Genomic DNA, 22,057 nt, shown 5'->3' with positions numbered 1-22,057 from the left:
TCAGAAGGGATGCCCCATGGCGTCGCCGGAATTCGAGGGCGATCCGGACGATCCGCTGGCCGGGCACCCGGGCGCGTTGCGTCCACTGACCGGCGAACTGGTCGCCGCGGTGCTCGCCGCCCGCGGCCGGTCCGTCGGCCGGACCGCGGCCGGCGAGTTGGTGGGCCACTTCGACGACAACATGATCTGGTTCCTCCGCCTCGGCGGGGACGGCGAGCTGCTCCAGGTCCGCACGATGGTCACGCCCACCTTCGGCATCGAGCAGGTGCCCGCCCTGTACGCGTTCTGCAACTCGTGGAACCACGACCGGCTCTGGCCCAAGGCGTTCGTGCACGTCGACGACGACGGTCGAGCCCGCGTCTACGGCGAGGTGGTCACCGACCTGGAACGCGGGGTGACCCCGCACCAACTCGACCAACTGCTCGACTGTGGCATCTCCACCGGCTGCCAGCTCGCCGTGGCGGTCCGTCGGCTGCCCGGCGCGGTGCCGTCGTGACCGGCCGGGACGAGTTCACCGGCAGTCGCACCGACCGGGCGGGCGGAGCCGGCGATCCGGGCCCCACCCGACGGCCGCCCGTGCAGCGCGACCCGGCGCTGGTGAGCGCGCTCGCCGACGCACGGGACCTGCCCGACGGACCGGCCCGGCTGCTGGCCCTCGAACGGCTCGCCGAGCGGGCCGACGCGTCCGGGGACCTCCGGTCCGCCCTGGACGCCCGGTTCGCGCTGATCGAGGCGTACCTGTTGCACGGCGCGCGGTGGCGGCTGGTCGAGCCGGTACGCCGGTGTCGAGCCGCCGCCGACTACCGGCCCGAGTTGCTCACCGAGGACGAGGCTCCCCTGCTGCTGCGCCTACAGCGGTACGCCGTGGAGGCGCTGCTCGGCACCCCTCGGGTGGGGCTGGACCAGACCCGGTCCCTCCTGGACGACCTGGCCCACCGGGTCGGAGCGGACGGCCCCGACGCGGCGACAGTCGCGGAGCTGCGCTGCCGGATCGCCGACCACCTCGGCGACGAGCCCACCGCCCGCCACTGGTACCAGCGGTGGGCGGGCACGGTCGGCGGGCCGTCCGGTGGCTGCCCCGGTTGCGCCCCGGCCCGCCGCGCCGAGCTGCTCGCCGGCTGGGGGGAATGGCGGGCCGCGCTGACCGAGCTGCGGGAGCCCACCGCCGACGCGCCGGGTTGCACCGACCAGCCCGAGCGGGCGCTGGTGGCCGGTCTGCTCCCCGAACTGCGCGTCGGCGAGGCCGAACGGGCCGCGGTGGCGCACGTGCGGGCGTACCGGCGGCACCGACACGAACGCGCGGCCTTTCCCCACCTCGCCGCACACCTGCGGTTCTGCGCCCTCGGCGGGCACCTGGAACGCGGGCTGAGCATTCTGGCCGAGCAGCTACCCCGGTTGGACCGGCCGACCGACGATCTCGCCGCGATGGAGTTCGCCGCCGCGGGTGCGCTGGTCTGCGCGGTGGCCGTCGAGGCCGGGCTCGGCCTGCGCACGGTGCCCCGACCGGCGTACGGTGGTCGGCCGGCCACCGACCTGGACGTGGCCACCCTCGGCGCACTGCTGCTCGCGATGGTCAACGAGCTGGCCGGCAGCTTCGACGCCCGCAACGGCACCGGCCACCACTCCGGACGGATGGCGGCCTGGCTCGCCGAGCGCCCGCTGGCGGCTGCGGTGCCCCTGCCCTCCGACGACGAACCCGCCGACGGCGGTTCCGGCGATGTCGGATCCGTCGACGGCGACCCCGGCGACGACGGCTCCGGCGACGCTTTGCCCGGCGGCGTGGAGCGCGACTGGGAGACCGCCACCGACGACGGGCGAGAGCTGGTGACCCTCACCCTCGACCTGATCACGGCCGCCCTGGACCGCCGAGGGGACCGGTACGTCGTGGAGGAGGGCGACCGGGTGGTCGGCCGGTGGGACGGGGTGGTGATCCAGTTCCGCCGGGCCGGCGAACGCGGCGAGGTGCTGCACGCCCGGGCCATGGCCACCCGCCGGCTGCCGGCGACCCGCCGCGCCGAGGCGTACGCCTTCTGCAACGCCTGGAACCACGACCGGCTGCTGCCCAAGGCGTACGCGCACGATCTCGGCGGCGAGTTGGTGCTGGCCGGCGACGTGGCCACCGACCTGACCCACGGGGTGGCCCCGGCGCAGCTCACGGTGCTGGTGGACGCCGCCATCACCACCGGCGTCGCCTACGCCGAGGCGGTCACCGCGCTGCCGTGACACCCCGGGCGCGGCGACGCCGGCCCACTCCGAACGGAGTGGACCGGCGTCAGCGGGACAGGCTCAGACCTCGACGACGGTGGGCACGATCATCGGGCGACGACGGTACTTGTCGTTGACCCACCGCCCCACGGTCCGGCGGACGATCTGCTGGAGCTGGTGCGGGTCGGTGATGCCGTCCGCAGCGGCCCGGTTGAGCGCCTCGGTGACCAGCGGAACCACCGGGTTGAACGCCTCCGGGTCTTCGGAGAAGCCCTTCGCGGACAGCGTCGGGCCAGCGACCACCTTGCCGGTGACCGAGTCGACGACCACTGTGGTGGCGATGAAACCGCCGTCACCGAGGATCCGCCGCTCGGTGAGCAGCGACTCGCTGACGTCGCCCACGGCGAGGCCGTCGACGTAGACGTACCGGCTCTTCACGTGCCCCACCAGGCTGGCGCGGCCCTCGACGAGGTCGACCACGTCGCCGTCCTCGCAGATCACCACCCGGTCGGGGGCCACCCCCGACTCGATGCCGAGGCGGGCGTGCGCGCGCAGGTGCCGCCACTCGCCGTGCACCGGCATCAGGTTGCTGGGCCGGACCACGTTGAGCAGGTAGAGCAGCTCTCCGGCGGGGGCGTGCCCGGAGACGTGCACCTTGGCCACGTCCTTGTGCACGACCACCGCGCCGGCGCGGGCGAGCCGATTGATCACCCGGTAGACCGAGGTCTCGTTGCCGGGCACCAGCGACGAGGCCAGCACGACGGTGTCACCGGGGGCGATGGTGATGTGCCGGTGGTCGCCGCTGGCCATCCGGCCCAACGCGCTCATCGGCTCGCCCTGTGAACCGGTGGACATCAGCACGATCTGCTCCGGCGGAAGCGTGGTCGCCTCCTCGATCCCGATGACCAGGCCGGCCGGGATGTTGAGCAGGCCGAGGTCCCGCGCGATGCCCATGTTGCGGACCATGGACCGGCCGATCAGCGCGACCTTGCGGCCGTGCTCCGCGGCGGAGTCGAAGACCTGCTGTACGCGGTGCACGTGCGAGGCGAACGAGGCCACGATGATCCGGCCCTTCGCCTTCGCGAAGATCGAGTCGAGCACCGGCCCGATCTCCCGTTCCGGGGTGACGAAGCCGGGGATCTCCGCGTTCGTGGAGTCGGAAAGCAGCAGGTCGACACCCTCGGCGCCGAGACGGGCGAAGCCGGCCAGGTCGGTGATCCGGCCGTCCAGCGGGAGCTGGTCCATCTTGAAGTCGCCGGTGTGCAGCACCAGGCCCGCGGGGGTGCGGATGGCCACCGCGAGGGCGTCCGGGATCGAGTGGTTGACCGCGAAGAACTCACACTCGAACGGGCCGAGCCGCTCGCGGCCGCCCTCCCGCACGGTGAGCGTGTACGGCTGGATCCGCCGCTCGGCCAACTTCGCCTCGACCAGGGCGAGGGTGAACTGTGAGCCGACCAGCGGGATGTCGGGTTTGTGGGCGAGCAGGTACGGCACCGCGCCGATGTGGTCCTCGTGGCCGTGGGTCAGCACGATCGCCTGCACGTCGGCCAGCCGGTCCAGGATCGGGCCGAAGTCGGGCAGGATCAGATCCACGCCCGGTTGCTCGACGTCGGGAAAGAGCACCCCGCAGTCGACGATCAGCAACTTGCCGTCGTACTCGAAGACGGTCATGTTCCGACCGATGGCGCCGAGCCCGCCGAGCGGGATGATCCGCAGGCCACCTTCGGGCAGCGGCGGGGGTAGTTCCGCCTCGATGTGCGCCTCGGTCACTCGTCCACCTCATTCTGCGACGCCGTCACTCGGCGCCCATCGTGTCGTTCGATCATTCGGGCAGCTCCAGGCCCGCTGCCGCGAAGTCCGCGCGCAGCTGGGCGATCTCGTCGTTGGTGGCGTCCACCAGCGGGGGTCGCACCGGGCCGGCCGGCAGGCCCAGCGACGCCAGGCCCGCCTTCACCAGGATGGTGCCCTGGGTACGGAAGATGCCGGTGAACAGCGGCAGCAGCCGCCGGTGCAGGGCAAGCGCGGCCGGCATGTCCCCCGCGTCGTACGCCTCGATCATCTGTGCGGTCAGTGCCCCGGTGAAGTGCGTCGAGGTCCCGACCACGCCCACCGAGCCGACGGCCAGCGCCGGCAGGGTGAGGGCGTCCTCGCCGCAGTAGAAGGCGAGGGCGGTCCGGCTGGTCACCCAACTGGTGGCGGTCAGGTCACCCTTGGCGTCCTTGACCGCGACGATCCGGCCGTGCTCGGCGAGCCGGACCAGCGTCTCGGTTTCGATCGGCACACCGGAGCGGTGTGGGATGTCGTACAGCATCACCGGCAGGCCGGTGGCATCGGCCACGGCGGTGAAGTGCCGCAGCAGCCCGCTCTGCGGTGGCTTGTTGTAGTACGGCGTGACCACCAGCAGACCCTGCGCACCCGCCTTCTCGGCGGCCGACGACAGCTCGATGGTGTGCCGGGTGTCGTTGGTGCCCACCCCGGCGATGACCTTCGCGCGGTCTCCGACGGCCTCCACCACGGCCCGGATCAGGCGTTCCTTCTCCGCGTCGGTGGTGGTCGGCGACTCGCCGGTGGTGCCGTTGACCACCAGCGCGTCGTTGCCCTGCTCGTCGACCAGGTGGCTCGCCAGCCGGGCGGCGCCGTCGAGGTCGAGCGAGCCGTCGGGGGTGAACGGGCTCACCATGGCCGTGAGAACCCGGCCGAAGGGGCGGGACACCGGTCGGGCCGCGGCGTCGGGGTGGTCGTGCGTCATACCCTCCAACCTAGCGGACGACCAGCCGGGGCCCGCCGGGGAAGGGCTCAGGACGCCTCGTGCGGGCTGGCCGCCACCTCGGTGCCGTCCGGCAGCGTGGAGATCACGAAGTCGGCGAACACGTTCGGGGCGACACCCTGGAGCTGGCGCAGGCACTCCACGGCCAGCTCACGGATCTCCACGTCGGCGTGCTCGGTGGCCCGCATCGCGACGAAGTGCCGCCAGGCCCGGTAGTTGCCGGTGACCACGATCCGGGTCTCGGTGGCGTTGGGCAGCACCGCCCGGGCCGCCTGCCGGGCCTGCTTGCGGCGCAGCGTCGGGTTGGGCTCGTCGGAGAAGCGCTGCTCAAGGCCCTCCAGCAACTCCGTGTACGCCTGAACACTCGCCTCGGCAGCCGCCACGAACTTCTTGTGCAGCTCCGGGTCGTCGGCGATGACCGCCGGCTCGACCATGGCCGCGTCCCGTTCCGGGACGTAGCGCTGGGACAACTGGGAGTACGAGAAGTGCCGGTGCCGGATCAACTCGTGGGTGAAGGAGCGCGACACCCCGGTGAAGTAGAACGTGACCGAGCCGTGCTCCAGCACCGACAGGTGCCCGACCTCAAGGATGTGCGCCAGGTAGCCGGCGTTGGTGGCGGTCGCCGGGTTCGGCTTCTTCCACGACTGGTAGCAGGCCCGGCCGGCGAACTCGGCGAGCGCCTGGCCACCCTCCGCGTCGGTCGACCACGGCACGTCGTCCGGGGCCGTGAACTGGGTCCACGCGATCAACTTGACCTGGGGCTGCACCATCTCCGGCATTCCAGGGACTGTAGTGGCGCGGCCCCTCCGGCCCCAACTCAGGCGCGCCTCGTGCAATGTCGATCACTCCGGCAGGGACGCGGCTTCCAGCTCCCGGGCTCCCGGGTCTGATCGACTCGGCTTCCTGAAACTCGGGGTGTCCGGGTCGGGCCGATGGCCCGGTTTCCTGAACTGCGAGTCGATCATGGAATGGCGGCGGCGCGCTCAGACGTAGAGCGAGGTGAACGGTGCCCAGGGCAGGTTGCGCAGCACCGAGAAGGCCAGCCACACGCCCAGGAACCCGACGATGACCTTCGAACTGATCTGCAACTCCGGCAGGCGCCAACCGAACGCCTGGTTGCCCGCCCAGGCCACGAAGAGGTACGCGAGGAACGGCAACGCGAAGACGAACAGGAAGTGGTGCCGGGCAGCGGCCGGCAGGTCGGCGTGCAGCACGTACCAGAGCGCACGGGTGCCGCCACAGCCTGGGCAGTCCAGCCCGGTGGTCAGCTTGAGCAGACAGGTGGGCGCGGCGTCCGGGTCGGCGTCGGCCGGATCGCTGAGCAGCGCGTAGCCCATGCCGGCGGCGACGCAGCCGACCGCGGCGAGCGGCACCGCCCAGCGCGGTGAACGCTCGTAGAGGCGCAGCACGAACCGGGTGAGCCGGTCCGGCTCCGGCGCCGGGTAGCCACCGGGCGGGGTCATCGGCCAACCAGCCGAGCCGGCGCCGTGGGGGCCAAATCCAGCCGGACCCACGCTGTCGGGGCCCCCACCAGCCGGGCCCACACCAGCCGAACCCACGCCAACCGAGCCGGCGTCGTCCGGACCCACTCCGGCCGGACCCAATCCTGACGGGCCCACACCAACCGGGCCCACTCCGGCCGAGCCCACGCTGGCCGCATCGGCCGGCACGGTGTGCACCGCCCCGGGGGCGGGCTGCGGCTGGTCGAACGGACCGGGGACGCTCGTCACGCGCTCACGGTACACCGGGCATGCCGGCCAACGCGGCGCTGAGCGGACCGGACAGGTCGCCGGCCTGCGGCGGTGCCACCGCGTCCAGGCCGAGCCAGCCGGCGAGCCGGTGCAGCTCGGCGGCGAGCGCCGCGGCGGTCTCCCCCGGGTCGGCGCCGGGTTCGAGCCAGGCGGCCGGCACCAGCAGCACCCCGGACTTGCGGTCGGCCTTCAGGTCGACCCGGGCGGTGAACCGGTCGCCCTGGAGAAACGGCAACACGTAGTAGCCGTAGACCCGCTGTGGCGCGGGGACGTAGATCTCGATCCGGTAGGTGAAACCGAACAGCCGCTCGGTGCGGGCGCGTTCCCAGATCAGCGGGTCGAAGGGACTGACCAGAGTGTTGCCGCGAATCCACCGGGGCAGCCGGGCGGACGCGTGCAGCCACGCCGGCTGACGCCAGCCCGCCACGGTGACCGGCACCAACTCGCCGGCCTCGGCCAGCTCCGCGACGGCCTGCCGGGCACCGGCCAGCGGCAGCCGGAAGTAGTCGCGCAGCTCCGGCTCGGCGGCCACCCCGAGCGACCGCGCGGCAAGGGCCACAAGCGTGCGGTACGCCTCGGCGTCGGTCGGCGTGGGCGCGGCCAGCACGGCCGCGGGCAGCACCCGCTCGGGCAGGTCGTAGCGGCGGGCGAAGGAGGTGCTGCGTTGCGCGGCGGCGACCTCGCCGGCCCAGAAGAGGAACTCCAACGCCTGTTTGACCGCCGACCAGTTCCACCCCCAGTTGCCGGTCTCCCGGGGCGCGTCGTGCTCGATCTCGGCTGCGGTCAGCGGACCTCGGGCGGCCACCTCGGCACGCACCCACGCGACCAGCTCCGGCTGCTCCTGGGCGATCCGCCGCATGCCGCCCCAGGACTCGCTCTGCGCCCGGGCCATCCGCCAGCGCAGCAGCGGATGCAGCTCGACCGGAACCAGCGACGCCTCGTGACCCCAGTATTCGAACAACTCCCGCGGGCGCCGGTAGGCGGCCTGGTCGAGCAGTGTGGTCGGGTAGGGCCCGAGCCGGCTGTAGAGCGGCAGGTAGTGCGCGCGTTGCAGCACGTTGACCGAGTCCATCTGGATCAGGTTGACCCGGTCGAGCACCCGACGCAGGTGCCGGCGGGTGGGCACGCCGGCGGGTGCCGGGTCGGCGAAGCCCTGGGCGGCGAGCGCCACCCGGCGGGCCTGGGCGAGCGAGAGTGATTCCGGTGCGGCCATCGTCGGCGACCTTAATTCATTGGTACGACGCCGGTGCGGGAAGTTGGACGGGAGGGCCACCTGGGCATAGAACGGTGCAATGCTGACCATCCGCCGGGAGGAGCCGGACGACGCCGAGGCGGTCGCCCGGGTGCACGTGCACGGCTGGCAGGCGGGCTACGCCGGCTTCATGCCCGACGAGGTGCTCCAGCGGCTGAACGTGGCGGCCTGGGCGCAGCGCCGCCGTGACGTGGGCACCGCCGATCCGGAGCACCCGTTCACCACCCTGCTCGGCGAGGTGGACGGGTTGGTCGTCGGCTTCACCACCTTCGGGCCGTACCGCCGCAACCAGGACCGGGACGACCTGGACCCGACGGTCGGCGAGGTGGTGGCGCTGTACGTGGAGCCGGCCCGCTGGGGTGACGGCACCGCCGTCGCCCTCCTGTCCGCCGCCCGGGCGGGGCTCGGCGAGCGGGGCTGGACCGGATACCGCGCCTGGGTGCTGGCGGACAACCGGCGAGCCCGCCGGTTCGGTGAGCGGGCCGGGCTGTCAGCGGACGGTGAGCGGTCGACCTACCATGTGCCGCTCGCCGGTGGGCAGCCCCCGGTCAGCCTTGTCGAGCTGCGTTACGCCGGACGCCTCGACACCTGACCCGTGCGGGGCCAGCCATCGACGGATCGGCAGGAAGGCCAGCAACGCCAGGCTGATCCACACGTAGGCGTTGCTGCCCAGGAAGCCGTCGACGCCGGTGAAGTCCTTCTCCCAGAACCAGACGGTCCGGCTGATCAGCAGCGCGTACCCGATGGTCGCGGCGATCAGCAGGACCCGCCGGCGGCGGCCGGCCGGCGCGGCCATCGCGTTGTCGACAAGCAGGATCAGCGCGGGCAGCAGCCACACCAGGTGGTGCACCCACGTGACCGGGCTGACCAGGCACATCACCGCGCCGGTCAGCGCCAGGCCGGTCGCCTCGTCACCGGCCGCGACGGCGGCCCGGGACCGCCACGCCCACAGCGCCAGCGTGCCGAGCACCAGCAGCAGCCACAGCAGGGTGCTCGGGTGCTGCGGGTCGAGCCGGGCGACCACCCCGCGCAGCGACTGGTTGGAGACGAAGGCCAGCTCTCCCACCCGCCCGGTGTTCCACAGCGCCTCGGTCCAGAACTCCCGGGACGCGTCCGGGAAGAGCGCGCCGGCCAGCAGCGACACCCCGGCGGCCGTGCCGGAGGCGGTGAGAGCCGCCCGCCATCGCCCGGTGACCAGCAGGTACACGATGAAGACACCGGGGGTCAGTTTGATCGCGGTGGCGAGCCCGATGCCCACCCCGGCCCACCGGTTCCCGGCCGGCAGCAGCCACAGCAGGTCCACCGCCACCAGGAAGAGCAGCAACGTGTTGACCTGGCCGAAGTTGACGGTCTCCCGCATCGGTTCGAACGCGGCGGCCAGACAGAGCGCCACCGCGAGCGCGAACCACCGGGTCCAGCCGGCCCGGCGGGCGATCGGGTCGACAAGCCACCAGATCAGCACGGCGGTGCTGACCACGCTGGCGAGCACGCTCACCGCGATCGCGGCCGGCCACGGCAGGTACGCCATCGGCAGCATGACAAGCGCGGCGAACGGCGGGTAGGTGAAGCCGTACTGGGTGCCCGGTTTGAGGTAGTCGTAGATCTCCCCGCCGTCGTGCACCCACCAGGTCAACGCGCCGTAGTAGACCTTCAGGTCGAAGAAGCCGTGGCGTACCGCCGCGACGGCGAGGAACGCGGTGACCGCCACGGCGAGCACCACCACCCCGGCGACCTGCACGGTCGTCCTCCTGGCACCCTGCGCCACCGTCGCCTCCCTCGCCCTGCGTAGGCTTCCGTCCCATGGCTCTCGGGTACGTCCGCCCGGCGCGTCCTGAGGACGCCGGCGAGATCGCACGCATCCAACTCGCGACCTGGCGGGTCGCGTACCGCCGGATCCTGCCTCGGCACGTGCTCGACAACCTGGACGAGGCGTTCCTCGCCCGGCGGTGGAACGCCGCGGTGCTGGAGCCGCCCTCCGACGCGCACCGGGTGCTGGTCGCCGTCGAACAGGCCGAGCAATCGTATCTGGTGGGGTTCGCCGCCTCCGGTCCGGCCGACGCGGAGGCGCTGGCCCCGGGCGAGCCGGCCGAGGCGCTCGGCCCGGATGTGGCCGCGGTGACGGATCTGCTGGTGGAGCCGCGCTGGGGTCGACGTGGGCACGGCAGCCGGCTGCTCGCCGCCGCCGTCGACCTGTGGCGGGAGGACGGCCTGAGCCGGGCGGTGGCCTGGGCGTTCGAGGGTGACGAGGCGACCCGCAAGTTCCTCACCAGCACGGGCTGGGAGCTCGACGGCGCGGCCCGCGCGCTGGACGTCGACGACATGCTCGTGCCCCAGGTGCGCCTGCACGTGGGCGTCCCGGCGGAAAAGGTCCCCACCGGGGACTGAACCCACCCCGCCCGTCGATCATGGAGTTGTGGTGGGCGAAAGCTCCACGTGGGCCCCTTTTGTGAGGCACCACAACTCCATGATCGACGCTGGCCACGGCAGGGAGTGCAAGATCGCGGGGGTCAGCGGGTTTGTTCGGCGATCACCTCGTCGTCGTCGAGGGCGCCGGTGGGGTGGAAGCCCAGCGCGGTGTACAGGGCGGCGGCCTGGGTGTTGTCCGGGTGGTACGAGAGGCGCACCGGGGGGTTGCCGTCCTGGGCCGCCAGCCAGGGGGCCAGTGTCTGCACCGTAGCCCGGCCGACACCCTTGCCCTGTTCGGCGGCGTCGATCAGCATCCCGCCGATCCAGTGCGAGCCGTCGTCGTCCACGCCCCACATGACATGGCCGACGATGGTCTCGTCGGCGTACACCGCGAGCGAGGTCCACACCTCGGAACGCATGCTGAGCAGCAGGTAGCGGGCCCCCAGCGCGGCCACGAAGCGACGCTGGTCGTCGCGCGGGGCGACGTCGGCCACCGCCCGCCAGTTGTCGTCGTCCACCGGCCGGAGCGTGACCCGCCTCCCGAGCCGGTCCAGGTGTCCCCCGTCGATCATGCGGCGGATGCTATCCGGCCCGCGCTGTGCGGCGTTGTGGGCCTGGTCGGCGGACGGAAGCGGAGCAACGGGTCGGTCAGTCGAGCAGGGCGTCCAGGGCGACGGTGAGGCCGGGGCGGTTGCCCACCGCGCGGACGGCCAGCAGCACGCCCGGCATGAACGACACCCGGTCGTACGAGTCGTGCCGGATGGTCAGCGTCTCGCCGGTGGTGCCGAACAGCACCTCCTGGTGGGCGACGAGGCCGGTGGCGCGCACCGCGTGCACGCGTACCCCCTCGATGTCGGCACCGCGCGCACCCGGCACCTCGTCCTTGGTGGCGTCCGGCACCGGGCCGAGGCCGGCGTCGGCGCGGGCCTGGGCGATCTGCCGGGCGGTGTGGGTGGCGGTGCCGCTCGGGGCGTCCAACTTACGCGGGTGGTGCTGCTCGATGATCTCGACGGACTCGAAGTATCGGGCGGCCCGTGCGGCGAACTGCATCATCAGCACCGCGCCGATGCCGAAGTTCGGGGCGATGACGACGCCCACCCCGGGCTTGTCGGCCAGCCAGCCGCGCACCTGCTCCAGCCGCCGTTCGGTGAAGCCGGTCGTGCCGACCACCGCGTTGATGCCCTGCTCGACGCACCACCGGAGGTTGTCCATGACGACGTCCGGGGTGGTGAAGTCGACGACCACGTCGGCACCGGAGGCGGCGGAGAGGTCGTCGCCCTGGTCGATCGCCGCGACCAGGTCGAGGTCGTCGGCGGCGTCGACAGCCTTGCAGACCTCGACGCCCATCCGGCCCCGGGCACCGAACACGCCGACCCGGTTCTTCTCCTGCTCGTCAGTCACGGGGCACAACCTATCCCAATCGGGACGCGCCCCTCTGGCCGGATCCGGTGCGCTCCACCGGCCGGGAAGCCCTCGACGCGCCGGGCGGCAGACCTCAGACCGTGAAGTCGCCCGCGCCGAACGGGCCGACCACGGCCAGCGACATCGGGCGGCTGAGCAGCTCGGCGGCGAGGACGTTCACGTCCTGCACGGTGACGTCGTCGACCCGGCGGAGCAGCTCGTCGACAGGCATCAGGTCGCCGTAGAGCAGCTCGCCCTTGGCCAGTCGGCTCATCCGCGAGCCGGTGTCCTCCAGGCCGAGAACGAACGAGCCCTTGCTCATCCCCTTGCCCCGGGCCACCTCGGCCTCGGTCAACCCGTCGGCGGCCACCCGGGCCAGTTCGGCGCGGGTCAGGGCCAGCACCTCGTCCACCTTGCCCGGCGCACAACCGGCGTAGACGGCGAACAGGCCGGTGTCGGCGTACTGGCTGGCGTAGGAGTAGACCGAGTACGCGAGGCCGCGCTGCTCGCGGATCTCCTGGAAGAGGCGGCTGGACATGCCACCGCCGAGCACGTTGTTGAGCACCCCGAGGGCGAAGCGCCGCTCGTCGAGGCGGTCGATGCCGGGGCAGCCGAGGATGATGTGCGCCTGCTCGGTCTCCTTCGGCTCCACCAGGGTGGTCGCCGGTTTGGTGCGTACCGCCGGGGTGGCCGCGCGGTGCGGCGCCGGCGTGGCCGGGTCGCTGTCCAGCGGGGTGCCCCGCACCGCCTGGCGGACCATCTTGACCACCGCGGCGTGGTCGAGGTTGCCGGCGGCGGCGATGACGATCTGCGGCGCGGTGTAGCGGCCCCGGTAGAAGCTCTGGATCTGCTTGCGGGTCATCGGTGTGACGGTCTCGGCGGTGCCGGAGATCAGCCGACCCAGCGGGTGGTCGCCGTAGACGGCCTGGACGAAGAGGTCGTGCACCTCGTCACCGGGCTCGTCGTCGTGCATGGCGATCTCTTCGAGGATCACGCCGCGCTCGGTCTCGACGTCGGCGGGCTCCAGCAGCGAGTCGGCGACCAGGTCGCACATCACGTCGACCGCGAGCGGCAGGTCCTCGTCCAGCACCCGGGCGTAGTAGCAGGTGTATTCCTTCGTGGTGAACGCGTTCGTCTCACCACCGACCGCCTCGATCTGCGAGGAGATCTCCAGTGCGGTGCGCTTGTGGGTGCCCTTGAAGAGCAGGTGTTCGAGGAAGTGCGCGGCACCGGCCTGCGGGCCGCTCTCGTCACGCGAGCCGACCGCCACCCAGACACCGAACGAGACACTGCGCATCGTCGGGATCGCCTCGGTGAGGACGCGCAGGCCGCTGGGCAGCACGGTACGTCGTACCGTGCCGCCCAGCGGGTCGTCGCTGAGCGTCCGGGTCACCGCGCGGGCGGTGCCGCCGGAGCGGCCCGCCCCGGTGTCCCGAGACGGGGCCACCCCCCGTCGATCCGGTGGAAACGGCGCACTGAAGGCCCGACTCACGTGTTGCTCCCGGTTCGACGAGGGGTGGGTGATGCGTTGTACGACTGTCAGCTGTGCCGGGTCCGGCGGCGCGGACGCTCGCCGCCCTCGCCACCCTCGCCGCCGCCGCCGTTGCCGCCCTCGCCGCCACGCTCCGGGCCACGGCCACCACGGTCGCCGCCCCGGTCGCCGCCACGCTCACGGTCGCCGCGGTCACGCGGAGCACGGTCGCCCCGGTCCCGACCAGCCGGCCGGTCGCCGCCGGCGGCCTCACCGGCGGCCGGAGCCTCGGTGCCCTCCGGGCGGACCTTGTCGAGGTAGATCTTGCCGCGGGCGTCGATGTCCGCGATCTCGACCTCGACCCGGTCACCGACGTTGAGGAAGTCCTCGACGCGCTCGACCCGCTTGCCGTCGCCCACCTTGGAGATGTGCAGCAGACCGTCGCGGCCCGGCAGCAGCGAGATGAACGCACCGAACGCGGCGGTCTTGACCACCGTGCCGAGGAACCGCTCGCCCTGCTTCGGCAGGGTCGGGTTGGCGATGCCGTTGATCCGGTCGACGGCCGCCTGGGCCGACGGGCCGTTGGTGGCGCCGACGTAGATCGTGCCGTCGTCCTCGATGGAGATCTCGGCGCCGGTCTCGTCCTGGATCGCGTTGATGGTCTGCCCCTTCGGGCCGATCACCATGCCGATCTTGTCCACCGGGATCTTGACGGTGGTGACCCGCGGCGCGTAGTCCGACATCTCGGCCGGAGCCTCGATCGCGGCCTTCATGACACCGAGGATGACCTGCCGGGCCTCGTTCGCCTGCTGCAACGCGGCGGCCAGCACGTCCGACGGGATGCCGTTGAGCTTGGTGTCGAGCTGGAGCGCGGTGACGAACTCCGGCGTGCCGGCGACCTTGAAGTCCATGTCACCGAACGCGTCCTCGGCACCGAGGATGTCGGTAAGCGTCACGTACTGGGTCTTGCCGTCCACCTCGTCGGAGATGAGCCCCATCGCAATGCCGGCGACCGGCGCCTTCAGCGGGACACCCGCGGAGAGCAGGCCCAGCGTCGACGCGCAGACCGAACCCATCGAGGTGGAGCCGTTGGAGCCGAGGGCCTCCGAGACCTGCCGGATGGCGTACGGGAACTCCTCGCGCGACGGCAGCACCGGGATCAGCGCACGCTCGGCGAGAGCGCCGTGGCCGATCTCGCGACGCTTCGGCGAGCCGACCCGGCCGGTCTCACCGGTCGAGTACGGCGGGAAGTTGTAGTTGTGCATGTAGCGCTTGCGGTTCTCCGGGGACAGCGTGTCCACCATCTGCTCCATCCGGAGCATGTTGAGAGTGGTGACGCCCAGGATCTGGGTCTCGCCCCGCTCGAACAGCGCCGAACCGTGCACCCGGGGCAGCACTCCGACCTCGGCGGTCAGCGCCCGGATGTCGCGCGGGCCACGCCCGTCCATGCGGACCTGCTCGCGCAGCACGCGGTTGCGCACCTCGGACTTGGTGAGCGAGCGGAAGGCTGCGGACAGCTCCTTCTCGCGCCCCTCGAACCGGGCGCCCAGCTCCTCGGCGACGCGGGCCTTGACCCGGTCCAGGGCCTCCTCGCGGTCGGCCTTGCCGGCGATGGTGATCGCCTCGGCGACCTCGCCGCGGGCCAGGTCGGCGACGGCGTCGTACACGTCGTCGGAGTAGTCCAGGAAGACGGGGAACTCGGTGACCGGCTTGGCGGCGACCTCGGCCAGCTCGGCCTGCGCGCGGCACAGCTCGCGGATCGCCGGCTTGGCGGCCTCCAGGCCGCTGGCCACGACCTCCTCGGTCGGGGCGGTGGCGCCGGCCGAGATCAGGGCGACGGCGTTCGGGGTGGCCTCCGCCTCGACCATCATGATCGCGACGTCACCGTCCTCCAGGGTGCGGCCGGCCACGACCATGTCGAAGGTGGCCCGGGCCAGCTCCTCCAGGGTCGGGAAGGCGACCCACTGGCCGTCGATGTGGGCGACACGGGTCGCACCGATCGGGCCGGAGAACGGAAGGCCGGACAGCTTGGTCGACATCGAGGCGGCGTTGATCGCCACGACGTCGTACGGGTGCTGCGGGTCGAGCGCGAGGATGGTCTCGACGACCTGGACCTCGTTGCGCAGGCCCTTCACGAAGGACGGGCGCAGCGGCCGGTCGATCAGCCGGCAGGTGAGGATCGCGTCCTCGCTGGGCCGACCCTCACGGCGGAAGAACGAGCCGGGGATGCGGCCCGCGGCGTACATCCGCTCCTCGACGTCGACGGTCAGCGGGAAGAAGTCGAACTGCTCCTTCGGGTGCTTACCGGCGGTGGTGGCGGAGAGAACGACCGTCTCGCCCAGCTGGGCGATGACGGAACCGGCGGCCTGGCGAGCCAGCCGGCCGGTGGAGAAGGTGATCTCGCGGGTGCCGAAGGACCCGTTGTCGATCACGGCGGTGCGGGATTCGGTGCCGAGTTTGGTCTCGGTCATGTGCTGTCGTGCTCCTTCGCGTCGTGGGCCCACGACATCGGGGAGCTGCTCAGCCGGCCGGTCTTCGATCGAAGCGCCCGGGTGGCCGGCGTGATGCCGGGTTCCCGGGGGCCACTACCGGAGACCGGTACGCTGACCGGCTCCCTCTCGGGTGGTCGCGCGGCCCGTGTTTCTTTCAGGTGGGACGCCGTACGGGGGAGCGGCCGAGCGGCCACTCCCCCGTCACGTCACCGGCGCAGGCCGAGCCGCTCGATGAGCGACCGGTAGCGGGCAATGTCCTTCTTCTGCACGTAGTTGAGCAGCCGACGGCGGCGGCCGACCAGCAGCAGCAGCCCACGGCGGCTGTGGTGGTCGTGCTTGTGCACCTTCAGGTGCTCGGTCAGCTCGGCGATCCGCTTGGTGAGGACCGCGACCTGGACCTCCGGCGAACCGGTGTCGCCCTCGGCGGTCGCGTACTCCGCGCGGATGCTGGCCTTGGCTTCCTGGTCGAGCGCCATGTTCTCCCTGTTTCGATGGGTTGATCAAGTAGGTGTCCGTCGTCCCGATGGACCGGGAACGGACCGGTACCTCGCACCCGCGGCGTCGAGCAGGCACGCGAGGCCCCACGCCGGTCACCCGACGTTTTGCGCAAGACTACCAGCACTCGCCGGTAACACCCGGCGAAGGGCCTCGGCGGGGCCCTGTCACCCCACGCCGATCAGGCCAGCGCGCGCCGGGTGCGCTCGACGTCCTGGTTCATCTGGGCGATCAACGGCTCGATCGAGTCGTACCGGATCTGACCGCGCAGGTGTGCCACGAAGTCCAGGGCCAACCGCTCGCCGTACAGGTCGCCGGAGAAGTCCAGCGCGTACGCCTCCACCCGCCGCTCCCGCCCGGAGAAGGTCGGGTTGGTGCCCACCGACACCGCCGCCAGCAGCGGCTCGTGCTGCCCGCGACGGATCAGCCGGGCCGCGTACACCCCGTCGGCCGGGACCGCCGCGTACCGGTGGCAGAGCAGGTTGGCGGTGGGGAAACCCAGCTCGCGCCCCCGCTGGTCGCCGCGGACCACGACGCCCTCCACCCGGTGCGGGCGGCCGAGCGCGGCGGCGGCCGCGCCGACGTCGCCCGCGTCGACGCAGAAGCGGATGTACGTGGAGGAGAAGACGGTGCCGTCCTCGGTGACCAGCGGGCTGCCCTCCACCGCGAAGCCGAAGGTCTGACCGAGCCGCTCCAACAGCGCCACGTCGCCGGCCGCCCGGTGCCCGAACCGGAAGTTGCCGCCGACCACCACCAGCGCGCTGTGCAGGTGCTCGACCAGGACGTCGTGCACGAACTGTTCGGCCGGCAGCCGGGAGAACTCCGGAGTGAACGGCACCACACAGAGCACGTCCACGCCGAGTTGCTCGATCAGCTCGGCCTTGCGGGCCTGTTCGGTGAGCACCGCCGGATGCGAACCGGGGCGGACCACCTCCGCCGGGTGCGGGTCGAAGGTGACCACCACCGACTGCACGCCCAGCTCCCGGGCTCGGGCCACGGTGTGCCCGATGGTCGCCTGGTGCCCCTTGTGCACGCCGTCGAAGACGCCGATGGTGACGACCGAGCGTCCCCACCCACCGGGCGCCGCGTCGTACCCCCGCCACCGCTGCATGCCGTTCCTCTCTGGTGTCCCGACACCGCCGGCCGGGGCCGGCGGGCCTGCCTTCCGACCCGTCAGGCCGGGGCGAGCACGATCTCCGCGCGGGCCCGCCCGTCCCGCTCGCTGACGATAGCGATCAGACCGCCCGCCGGTCCGAAGACGGCGTACGGCCCGGCGATGCCGGCCGGGTCCAGTGGCCCGCCGTGGCCGAGCACCTTCGCCTCGTCGGGCGTGGCCTCCCGGCGCGGGAAGAATCGGGCGGCTGCCGCGTCCAGGGGCAGGTTCACCACGTCCGGGGCGCGCTGCTCCAGCTCGTCGAGGGTGGCCGCCTCGGCCAGGGTGAAGCCACCCACCGCGGTCCGCCGCAGGGCCGTCAGGTGGCCACCGACGCCGAGCGCCCGGCCCGCGTCCCGGGCGATGGCCCGGATGTACGTGCCGGAGGAGCAGGTCACGTCCACGTCGACGTCCACGACGTCGGGCTCGGTGCGGCGGATCGCCAGCACCTCCAGGCGGGAGATGGTGACCCGCCGTGCGGGCAGCTCGACGCTCTCCCCGTCGCGAACCCGCTTGTACGCCCGCTGCCCGTCGATCTTGATGGCGCTGACCGCGCTCGGCACCTGGTCGACCTCGCCGCTGAGCGCGGCCAGCGCCGACCGGATCGCGTCGTCGGTGACCTGCCCGACCGGGGTGGTGGCGGTGACGTCGCCCTCGGCGTCGTCGGTGACGGTGGTCTGGCCGAGCCGGATGGTGCCCGTGTAGCTCTTGCCCGCGCCGATCACGTAGGTCAGCAGCCGGGTGGCCCGGCCCACACCGATCACCAACACACCGGTGGCCATCGGGTCGAGGGTGCCACCGTGCCCGACCCGCCGAGTCTTCGCCAGGCGGCGGATCCGCGCCACCACGTCGTGCGACGTCATGCCGCCGGGCTTGTCGACCACGATCAGACCATCGGTGCTCACGACGCCCAAGCCTGCCAGACCGCCGGTCGGCGACCGTCGTCGCGGGTGGCTCTCTCGGCGGGCACCACCCACCCCTGACTCGGACATCGAGGGGATACCACGACGTCTCGACGGATGCGAAGATCACTCGCCCGCTCCCGTCGAGCCAGGACGACAGATGACCAGCGAAGAGCCCGCCAGCCCGCCCAACACCCCGGCCCGCCACCCGGATACCGCCGAGCCTGAACCACTCAGAGTGGCGGACTGGCTGCGCGAGCCGGTGACCGAGCGCGCGCTGACCAGGGCGGAACGGCTGCGGCTGGGGTGGGAACAGCACGCCGGGAAGGTGCTCGGCGGGACCGCCGCCCTGGTCGGGTTGACGCTTGTCGCGGTGCTGGCCTGGCAGGGCTTCCACCTGGCACGAGCCGCGAACTCCCGGCCGGTCGACGCGAGCGGCAACGTCCTCGGCCCGTTCGCCGGCACCCCGGCGGAGACGTTCGCCGTGGGCGAGGCGGGAATCACCCTCCCGACAGCCCGGGCCGCCGCGCCGTTCACCGCCCAGCAGGTGGCGGACGCGCTGGCGAAGGTCAAGCAGGCGTTGATCCACGGTCGGCTCGAGCCGTCCATGCTCGCCGGCGACCCGGCGAAGTTCATCGCTCTGCTGTCACCGGACGGCCGGCACCAGATGGACAAGGACTTCGCGGCCGGGGAAACCCTGGCCTACGCCACCCGCATCGATCCCGCGGCCGACCCGCGATTCGACCCGGCGGCGGGCATCCGCGTCAGTGGCACCGTGGAGTACCGGTTGGCCAACGACGACGGTATCCGGACGCTGCAGATCACCACCCGGTTCCTGTGGGTGTACGCCTTCGCCCTGCCCCGGCCGCAGGCACATCCGCCCGGCACCGGGCTCGTCACCCTCCGGGACGAAGTGCTCTGGCAGGTGCCGCACCCGGACGACGTCCTGGCCACCTCGACCGGCCTGTGGTTGGCAGACACCGACGTCAACGTGCTCAACGCCACCTGCGCCGCGATCCTGCGGGGAATGATCGACCTGGAGATCGGGTTCCCCCCGCCCGCACGAGCGGGATCCACCAGGGACATCTACGACCCGCGGTGGAGCCCCGACGACGCAGAAACCTGCTAACCCGCCCGGCCTCCCGCGATCTTGCAGTTTCTGCCCCGACATAGGGGCGCCATTCACCTCACATCGGCGACAGAAAGTGCAAGATCGGCGCGGACGGTGGGGTCAGCGGGTCAGCGGATCGCGCCGGTCACCGCCCAGCCACCGCTGCGCAGACGCAGCAGCAGGGCGACCAGCCGGATCACCACGAACAGGGTGAGCCCGGCCCAGATGCCGCCCAGCCCGAGGTCGAGGGCGTACGTCAGCCAGATCGCCGGCAGGAAACCGCCGAGCGCCGCCACGATCGTGAGGTTGCGCAGGTAACGCACGTCCCCCGCGCCGATCAGCACGCCGTCGAGGGCGAACACCACCCCGGCCAGCGGCAGCATGAGGACGAACCACGGCCAGGCCGTCAGGGCCTGTGCGCGTACCCCGGCATCGGAGCTGAACCACGACGGAACGACGCCGGCGCCGGCGGCGACGAGCAGCGCGAAGGCGACGCCGCAGATGCCGCCGAGCATCCCGATCCGACGGGCGAGCGCCCGGGCGCCCACGTCGTCGCCGGCACCGAGCGCGGCGCCGACCAGCGACTGGGCGGCGATCGCGAGGGCGTCGAGCACCAACGCGGTGAAGAACCAGAGTTGCAGGGCGATCTGGTGGGCACCGACGGCGGCGGCACCGAACCGGGCGGCGACGGCGGTCGCGGAGAGGAAGCTGGCCTGGAACGCCAGCCCACGGATCAGCAGGTCCCGGCTGAGCACCAACTGCTGGCGGATCACCCGGGGCCGGGGCCGCAGCGACACCCGCTCGGCGACCAGTGCCGCGGCGAAGAGCGTCCCGCAGAGCGTCTGGGCGACGACGTTCGCCACCGCCGAACCGACCAGGCCCAGCCCGCCGGGATAGACAAGCAGCGGGCAGAGCAGCGCGGAGAGCAGGTTGGGGCCGAGCACGAAGAACAGCGGGCGGCGGGTGTCCTGCACGCCGCGCAGCCAGCCGTTGCCGGCGGCGGCGAGCAGCAGGCCGGGGGCGCCGAGGGCCGCGATCCGCAGCCAGTGGGCGGCGGCGTCGGCCACGTCGCCGGCACCACCGGCGAGGGTACGCGCGAGCGCGCCCCCGCCGACCTGCATGCCGATCGCGATCAGCAGACCGACACCGAACGCCAACCAGGACGACTGGACGCCCTCGGCCACCGCGGCGGCCCGGTCACCCGCACCGAAGCGGCGGGCGGCGCGCCCGGTGGTGCCGTACGCGACGACGGTGCCGACCCAGGCGGTGAGCGTCATCACCGTGCCGCCGACGGCGAGCGCGGCGAGCGGCACCCGGCCGAGGTGGCCGACCACCGCCGTGTCGACAAGCACGTAGAGCGGCTCGGCGGCGAGCACCACGAGGGCCGGCAGGGCCAGCGCGGCGATCCGCTGCGGCGAGGCGGGTCGGTGAGCGGTGGTGGTGTGGTTCATCGCCGCCGATCCTGGCATGGCCGCGGTAAGGATCACAAGGCTGCTGGTGACTTACGGGTCCACCTCTCGACCAGCTCGGCGGACGTCACCGGGGGATCGAGGCCCTGACGCGCTCCCTGTCGCCGCCATCCCGGTTTGCGGCGCTCACTACCCTGTCCGAGGCTCCCACGCGGGGGCACCACGACAGCGATAGGTCTTATGACAGTGAGCGACAGTTACCCTCCGCCCGACCCGAACGTCACCCCCTGGAGCGGCCCCCCGGCCCCACAGCAGGGTGGCTACCCGCCGTACGGACAGCCACCAACCCAGCCGTACTACGGCGCACCACTGCCGCCGGCACCGAACACGTCGAACAAGGGCCTGATCATCGGGCTGGTCGCCGGCGCGGTGGTCGTCATACTCGCCATCTGCGGCGCCGGAATCGGCATCCTGGTCGCCTACGATGACGACGAGCCCGCACGGGGCACGTCCACCACCCCCACGCTGGGCACCGGCAGCACGCCGGGCACGGGGGTCGCCCCCACGCCCGGGCAGGCAGATCCATCGAAAAACAACAACAACTCGATGACCGCCCGTTACTCCAGCGACCTGTCGAACGTCTGCGAAGGCAGCCCGATCCTGAACGCGGCGCCCTACAGCGGCCCGGCGGGCGCCAAGGCGTACACGTTCTCGAACAACCCCGACCGGCCGACGTCCTGGTCGTCGACGTACGTCCCCTCGGACAAGTCCTACTACGCCAAGGGCGCGGACTACCAGAAGGTGTCGGTGGTCGGCTGCCTGAAGTTCGACGAGGGCAGCCAGGGCGTCCCGAAGAAGTGTCAGTACAAGGACAAGACGGAGAAGCAGATCAGCATCGACTACGTCTCGTCGCGCTACACCCTGACCTTCTACGCGGCCAGGACCGCCGAGAAGATCGGCGACGGCGGCACCGTGACCGCCCCGACGAACCGGTGCCCGAGTTTCATCTCGTACGACAGGACCACCATGAGGGCGTACGCGGCGCCGGACTCCGGCACCATCGAGGCGGCCCTGGACAAGTTTCTGTCCTGAACGACTCGACTCCCACTGGTGGCCAGACGGGGACGCCGTCGGCGCATCGGCGGCGTCACCACCGGTCGAGATGGGTCACTGACGGGTGTCCATCGACGTCTGCAGCGCGCGGCGGGCCTGCTCGCGGGCGTCGTCGGTGGTCTCGGGCTT

General features: G+C 72.2%; 20 protein-coding genes. 6 read left to right on the top strand and 14 right to left on the bottom strand.

Features of this window, described 5'->3' with window-relative positions:
* Positions 1 to 16: 16 nt before the first annotated feature.
* Together ACGFIW_RS02560 and ACGFIW_RS02555 are read left to right on the top strand one after the other, a co-directional pair.
* The gene (locus tag ACGFIW_RS02560) at positions 17 to 496 is read left to right on the top strand and encodes a YbjN domain-containing protein (protein WP_393310576.1); all 480 of its coding nucleotides are present in this window, start codon (positions 17 to 19) and stop codon (positions 494 to 496) included.
* Positions 493 to 2,223 carry a YbjN domain-containing protein gene (locus tag ACGFIW_RS02555; RefSeq protein WP_393310575.1) on the top strand — a complete coding sequence of 577 codons (1,731 nt, stop codon included), beginning with the start codon at positions 493 to 495 and terminating at the stop codon, positions 2,221 to 2,223. The genes ACGFIW_RS02560 and ACGFIW_RS02555 overlap by 4 nt, the downstream gene beginning before the upstream one ends.
* A 63-nt stretch (positions 2,224 to 2,286) precedes the next feature.
* Here ACGFIW_RS02555 and ACGFIW_RS02550 read toward each other — a convergent pair whose 3' ends face one another.
* The 5 genes from ACGFIW_RS02550 to ACGFIW_RS02530 form a co-directional block, all read right to left on the bottom strand.
* Positions 2,287 to 3,975 (bottom strand): ribonuclease J, encoded by a 1,689-nt coding sequence (locus ACGFIW_RS02550; RefSeq protein ID WP_393310574.1) that lies wholly within the window; start codon positions 3,973 to 3,975, stop codon positions 2,287 to 2,289.
* A 52-nt stretch (positions 3,976 to 4,027) separates the two neighbouring features.
* Positions 4,028 to 4,954 (bottom strand): 4-hydroxy-tetrahydrodipicolinate synthase, encoded by a 927-nt coding sequence (gene dapA, locus ACGFIW_RS02545; RefSeq protein WP_393310573.1) that lies wholly within the window; start codon positions 4,952 to 4,954, stop codon positions 4,028 to 4,030.
* A gap of 47 nt (positions 4,955 to 5,001) precedes the next feature.
* Positions 5,002 to 5,742, bottom strand: a complete 741-nt coding sequence (gene thyX, locus ACGFIW_RS02540; protein ID WP_393311214.1) for an FAD-dependent thymidylate synthase — start codon at positions 5,740 to 5,742, stop codon at positions 5,002 to 5,004.
* 213 nt (positions 5,743 to 5,955) lie between these two features.
* Positions 5,956 to 6,531, bottom strand: coding sequence for a DUF2752 domain-containing protein (locus tag ACGFIW_RS02535; RefSeq protein ID WP_393311213.1), 576 nt, complete (start codon positions 6,529 to 6,531; stop codon positions 5,956 to 5,958).
* A gap of 175 nt (positions 6,532 to 6,706) precedes the next feature.
* On the bottom strand, positions 6,707 to 7,936 hold the full coding sequence (locus ACGFIW_RS02530) for a winged helix-turn-helix domain-containing protein (RefSeq protein ID WP_393311212.1): 1,230 nt from the start codon (positions 7,934 to 7,936) through the stop codon (positions 6,707 to 6,709).
* Between the two features lie 79 nt (positions 7,937 to 8,015).
* Here ACGFIW_RS02530 and ACGFIW_RS02525 point away from each other — a divergent pair, with 79 nt between their 5' ends.
* Complete coding sequence (locus ACGFIW_RS02525) at positions 8,016 to 8,567, top strand: GNAT family N-acetyltransferase (RefSeq protein WP_393310572.1); 552 nt, start codon at positions 8,016 to 8,018, stop codon at positions 8,565 to 8,567.
* Here ACGFIW_RS02525 and ACGFIW_RS02520 read toward each other — a convergent pair.
* A complete protein-coding gene (locus ACGFIW_RS02520) occupies positions 8,466 to 9,740 on the bottom strand; it encodes a glycosyltransferase family 87 protein (protein ID WP_393310571.1) in 1,275 nt (424 codons plus the stop codon). The genes ACGFIW_RS02525 and ACGFIW_RS02520 overlap by 102 nt on opposite strands.
* Positions 9,741 to 9,775: 35 nt before the next feature.
* Here ACGFIW_RS02520 and ACGFIW_RS02515 point away from each other — a divergent pair, with 35 nt between their 5' ends.
* Positions 9,776 to 10,360 carry a GNAT family N-acetyltransferase gene (locus ACGFIW_RS02515; RefSeq protein ID WP_393310570.1) on the top strand — a complete coding sequence of 195 codons (585 nt, stop codon included), beginning with the start codon at positions 9,776 to 9,778 and terminating at the stop codon, positions 10,358 to 10,360.
* Positions 10,361 to 10,482: 122 nt separating this feature from the next.
* Here the strand turns inward: ACGFIW_RS02515 and ACGFIW_RS02510 are convergent, their stop codons facing one another.
* From ACGFIW_RS02510 to truB, 7 genes are all read right to left on the bottom strand, one after another.
* Entirely contained in the window at positions 10,483 to 10,953 is a 471-nt protein-coding gene (locus ACGFIW_RS02510; RefSeq protein ID WP_393310569.1) for a GNAT family N-acetyltransferase, read from the bottom strand.
* Positions 10,954 to 11,029: 76 nt separating this feature from the next.
* Positions 11,030 to 11,782, bottom strand: coding sequence for a 4-hydroxy-tetrahydrodipicolinate reductase (gene dapB, locus ACGFIW_RS02505; RefSeq protein ID WP_393310568.1), 753 nt, complete (start codon positions 11,780 to 11,782; stop codon positions 11,030 to 11,032).
* A 94-nt stretch (positions 11,783 to 11,876) separates the two neighbouring features.
* Positions 11,877 to 13,274 (bottom strand): M16 family metallopeptidase, encoded by a 1,398-nt coding sequence (locus ACGFIW_RS02500; RefSeq protein WP_393310567.1) that lies wholly within the window; start codon positions 13,272 to 13,274, stop codon positions 11,877 to 11,879.
* A 47-nt stretch (positions 13,275 to 13,321) separates the two neighbouring features.
* Positions 13,322 to 15,724, bottom strand: a complete 2,403-nt coding sequence (locus ACGFIW_RS02495) for a polyribonucleotide nucleotidyltransferase (RefSeq protein ID WP_393310566.1) — start codon at positions 15,722 to 15,724, stop codon at positions 13,322 to 13,324.
* A gap of 227 nt (positions 15,725 to 15,951) precedes the next feature.
* The gene (gene rpsO, locus ACGFIW_RS02490; protein WP_030337594.1) at positions 15,952 to 16,221 is read right to left on the bottom strand and encodes a 30S ribosomal protein S15; all 270 of its coding nucleotides are present in this window, start codon (positions 16,219 to 16,221) and stop codon (positions 15,952 to 15,954) included.
* Between the two features lie 200 nt (positions 16,222 to 16,421).
* Positions 16,422 to 17,351: a bifunctional riboflavin kinase/FAD synthetase gene (locus tag ACGFIW_RS02485; protein ID WP_393310565.1), complete on the bottom strand. Its 930-nt coding sequence runs from the start codon at positions 17,349 to 17,351 to the stop codon at positions 16,422 to 16,424.
* 62 nt (positions 17,352 to 17,413) lie between these two features.
* Positions 17,414 to 18,256: a tRNA pseudouridine(55) synthase TruB gene (truB, locus tag ACGFIW_RS02480; RefSeq protein WP_393311211.1), complete on the bottom strand. Its 843-nt coding sequence runs from the start codon at positions 18,254 to 18,256 to the stop codon at positions 17,414 to 17,416.
* Between the two features lie 199 nt (positions 18,257 to 18,455).
* Here truB and ACGFIW_RS02475 point away from each other — a divergent pair, with 199 nt between their 5' ends.
* Positions 18,456 to 19,424 carry a hypothetical protein gene (locus tag ACGFIW_RS02475; RefSeq protein ID WP_393310564.1) on the top strand — a complete coding sequence of 323 codons (969 nt, stop codon included), beginning with the start codon at positions 18,456 to 18,458 and terminating at the stop codon, positions 19,422 to 19,424.
* Between the two features lie 110 nt (positions 19,425 to 19,534).
* On the opposite strand, the gene ACGFIW_RS02470 is transcribed toward ACGFIW_RS02475, so the two are convergent.
* Positions 19,535 to 20,857, bottom strand: a complete 1,323-nt coding sequence (locus tag ACGFIW_RS02470; RefSeq protein ID WP_393310563.1) for an MATE family efflux transporter — start codon at positions 20,855 to 20,857, stop codon at positions 19,535 to 19,537.
* 204 nt (positions 20,858 to 21,061) lie between these two features.
* On the opposite strand from ACGFIW_RS02470, the gene ACGFIW_RS02465 reads away from it, so the two are divergent.
* Positions 21,062 to 21,907, top strand: a complete 846-nt coding sequence (locus tag ACGFIW_RS02465) for a hypothetical protein (RefSeq protein ID WP_393310562.1) — start codon at positions 21,062 to 21,064, stop codon at positions 21,905 to 21,907.
* Positions 21,908 to 22,057 lie beyond the last annotated feature (150 nt).

This window comes from Micromonospora sp. NPDC048935, assembly GCF_043197875.1.
Classification (GTDB): Bacteria; Actinomycetota; Actinomycetes; order Mycobacteriales; family Micromonosporaceae; genus Micromonospora.
Note: the sequence above shows the minus strand (reverse complement) of the source record. Positions and strands in the feature narration are given on the sequence as shown.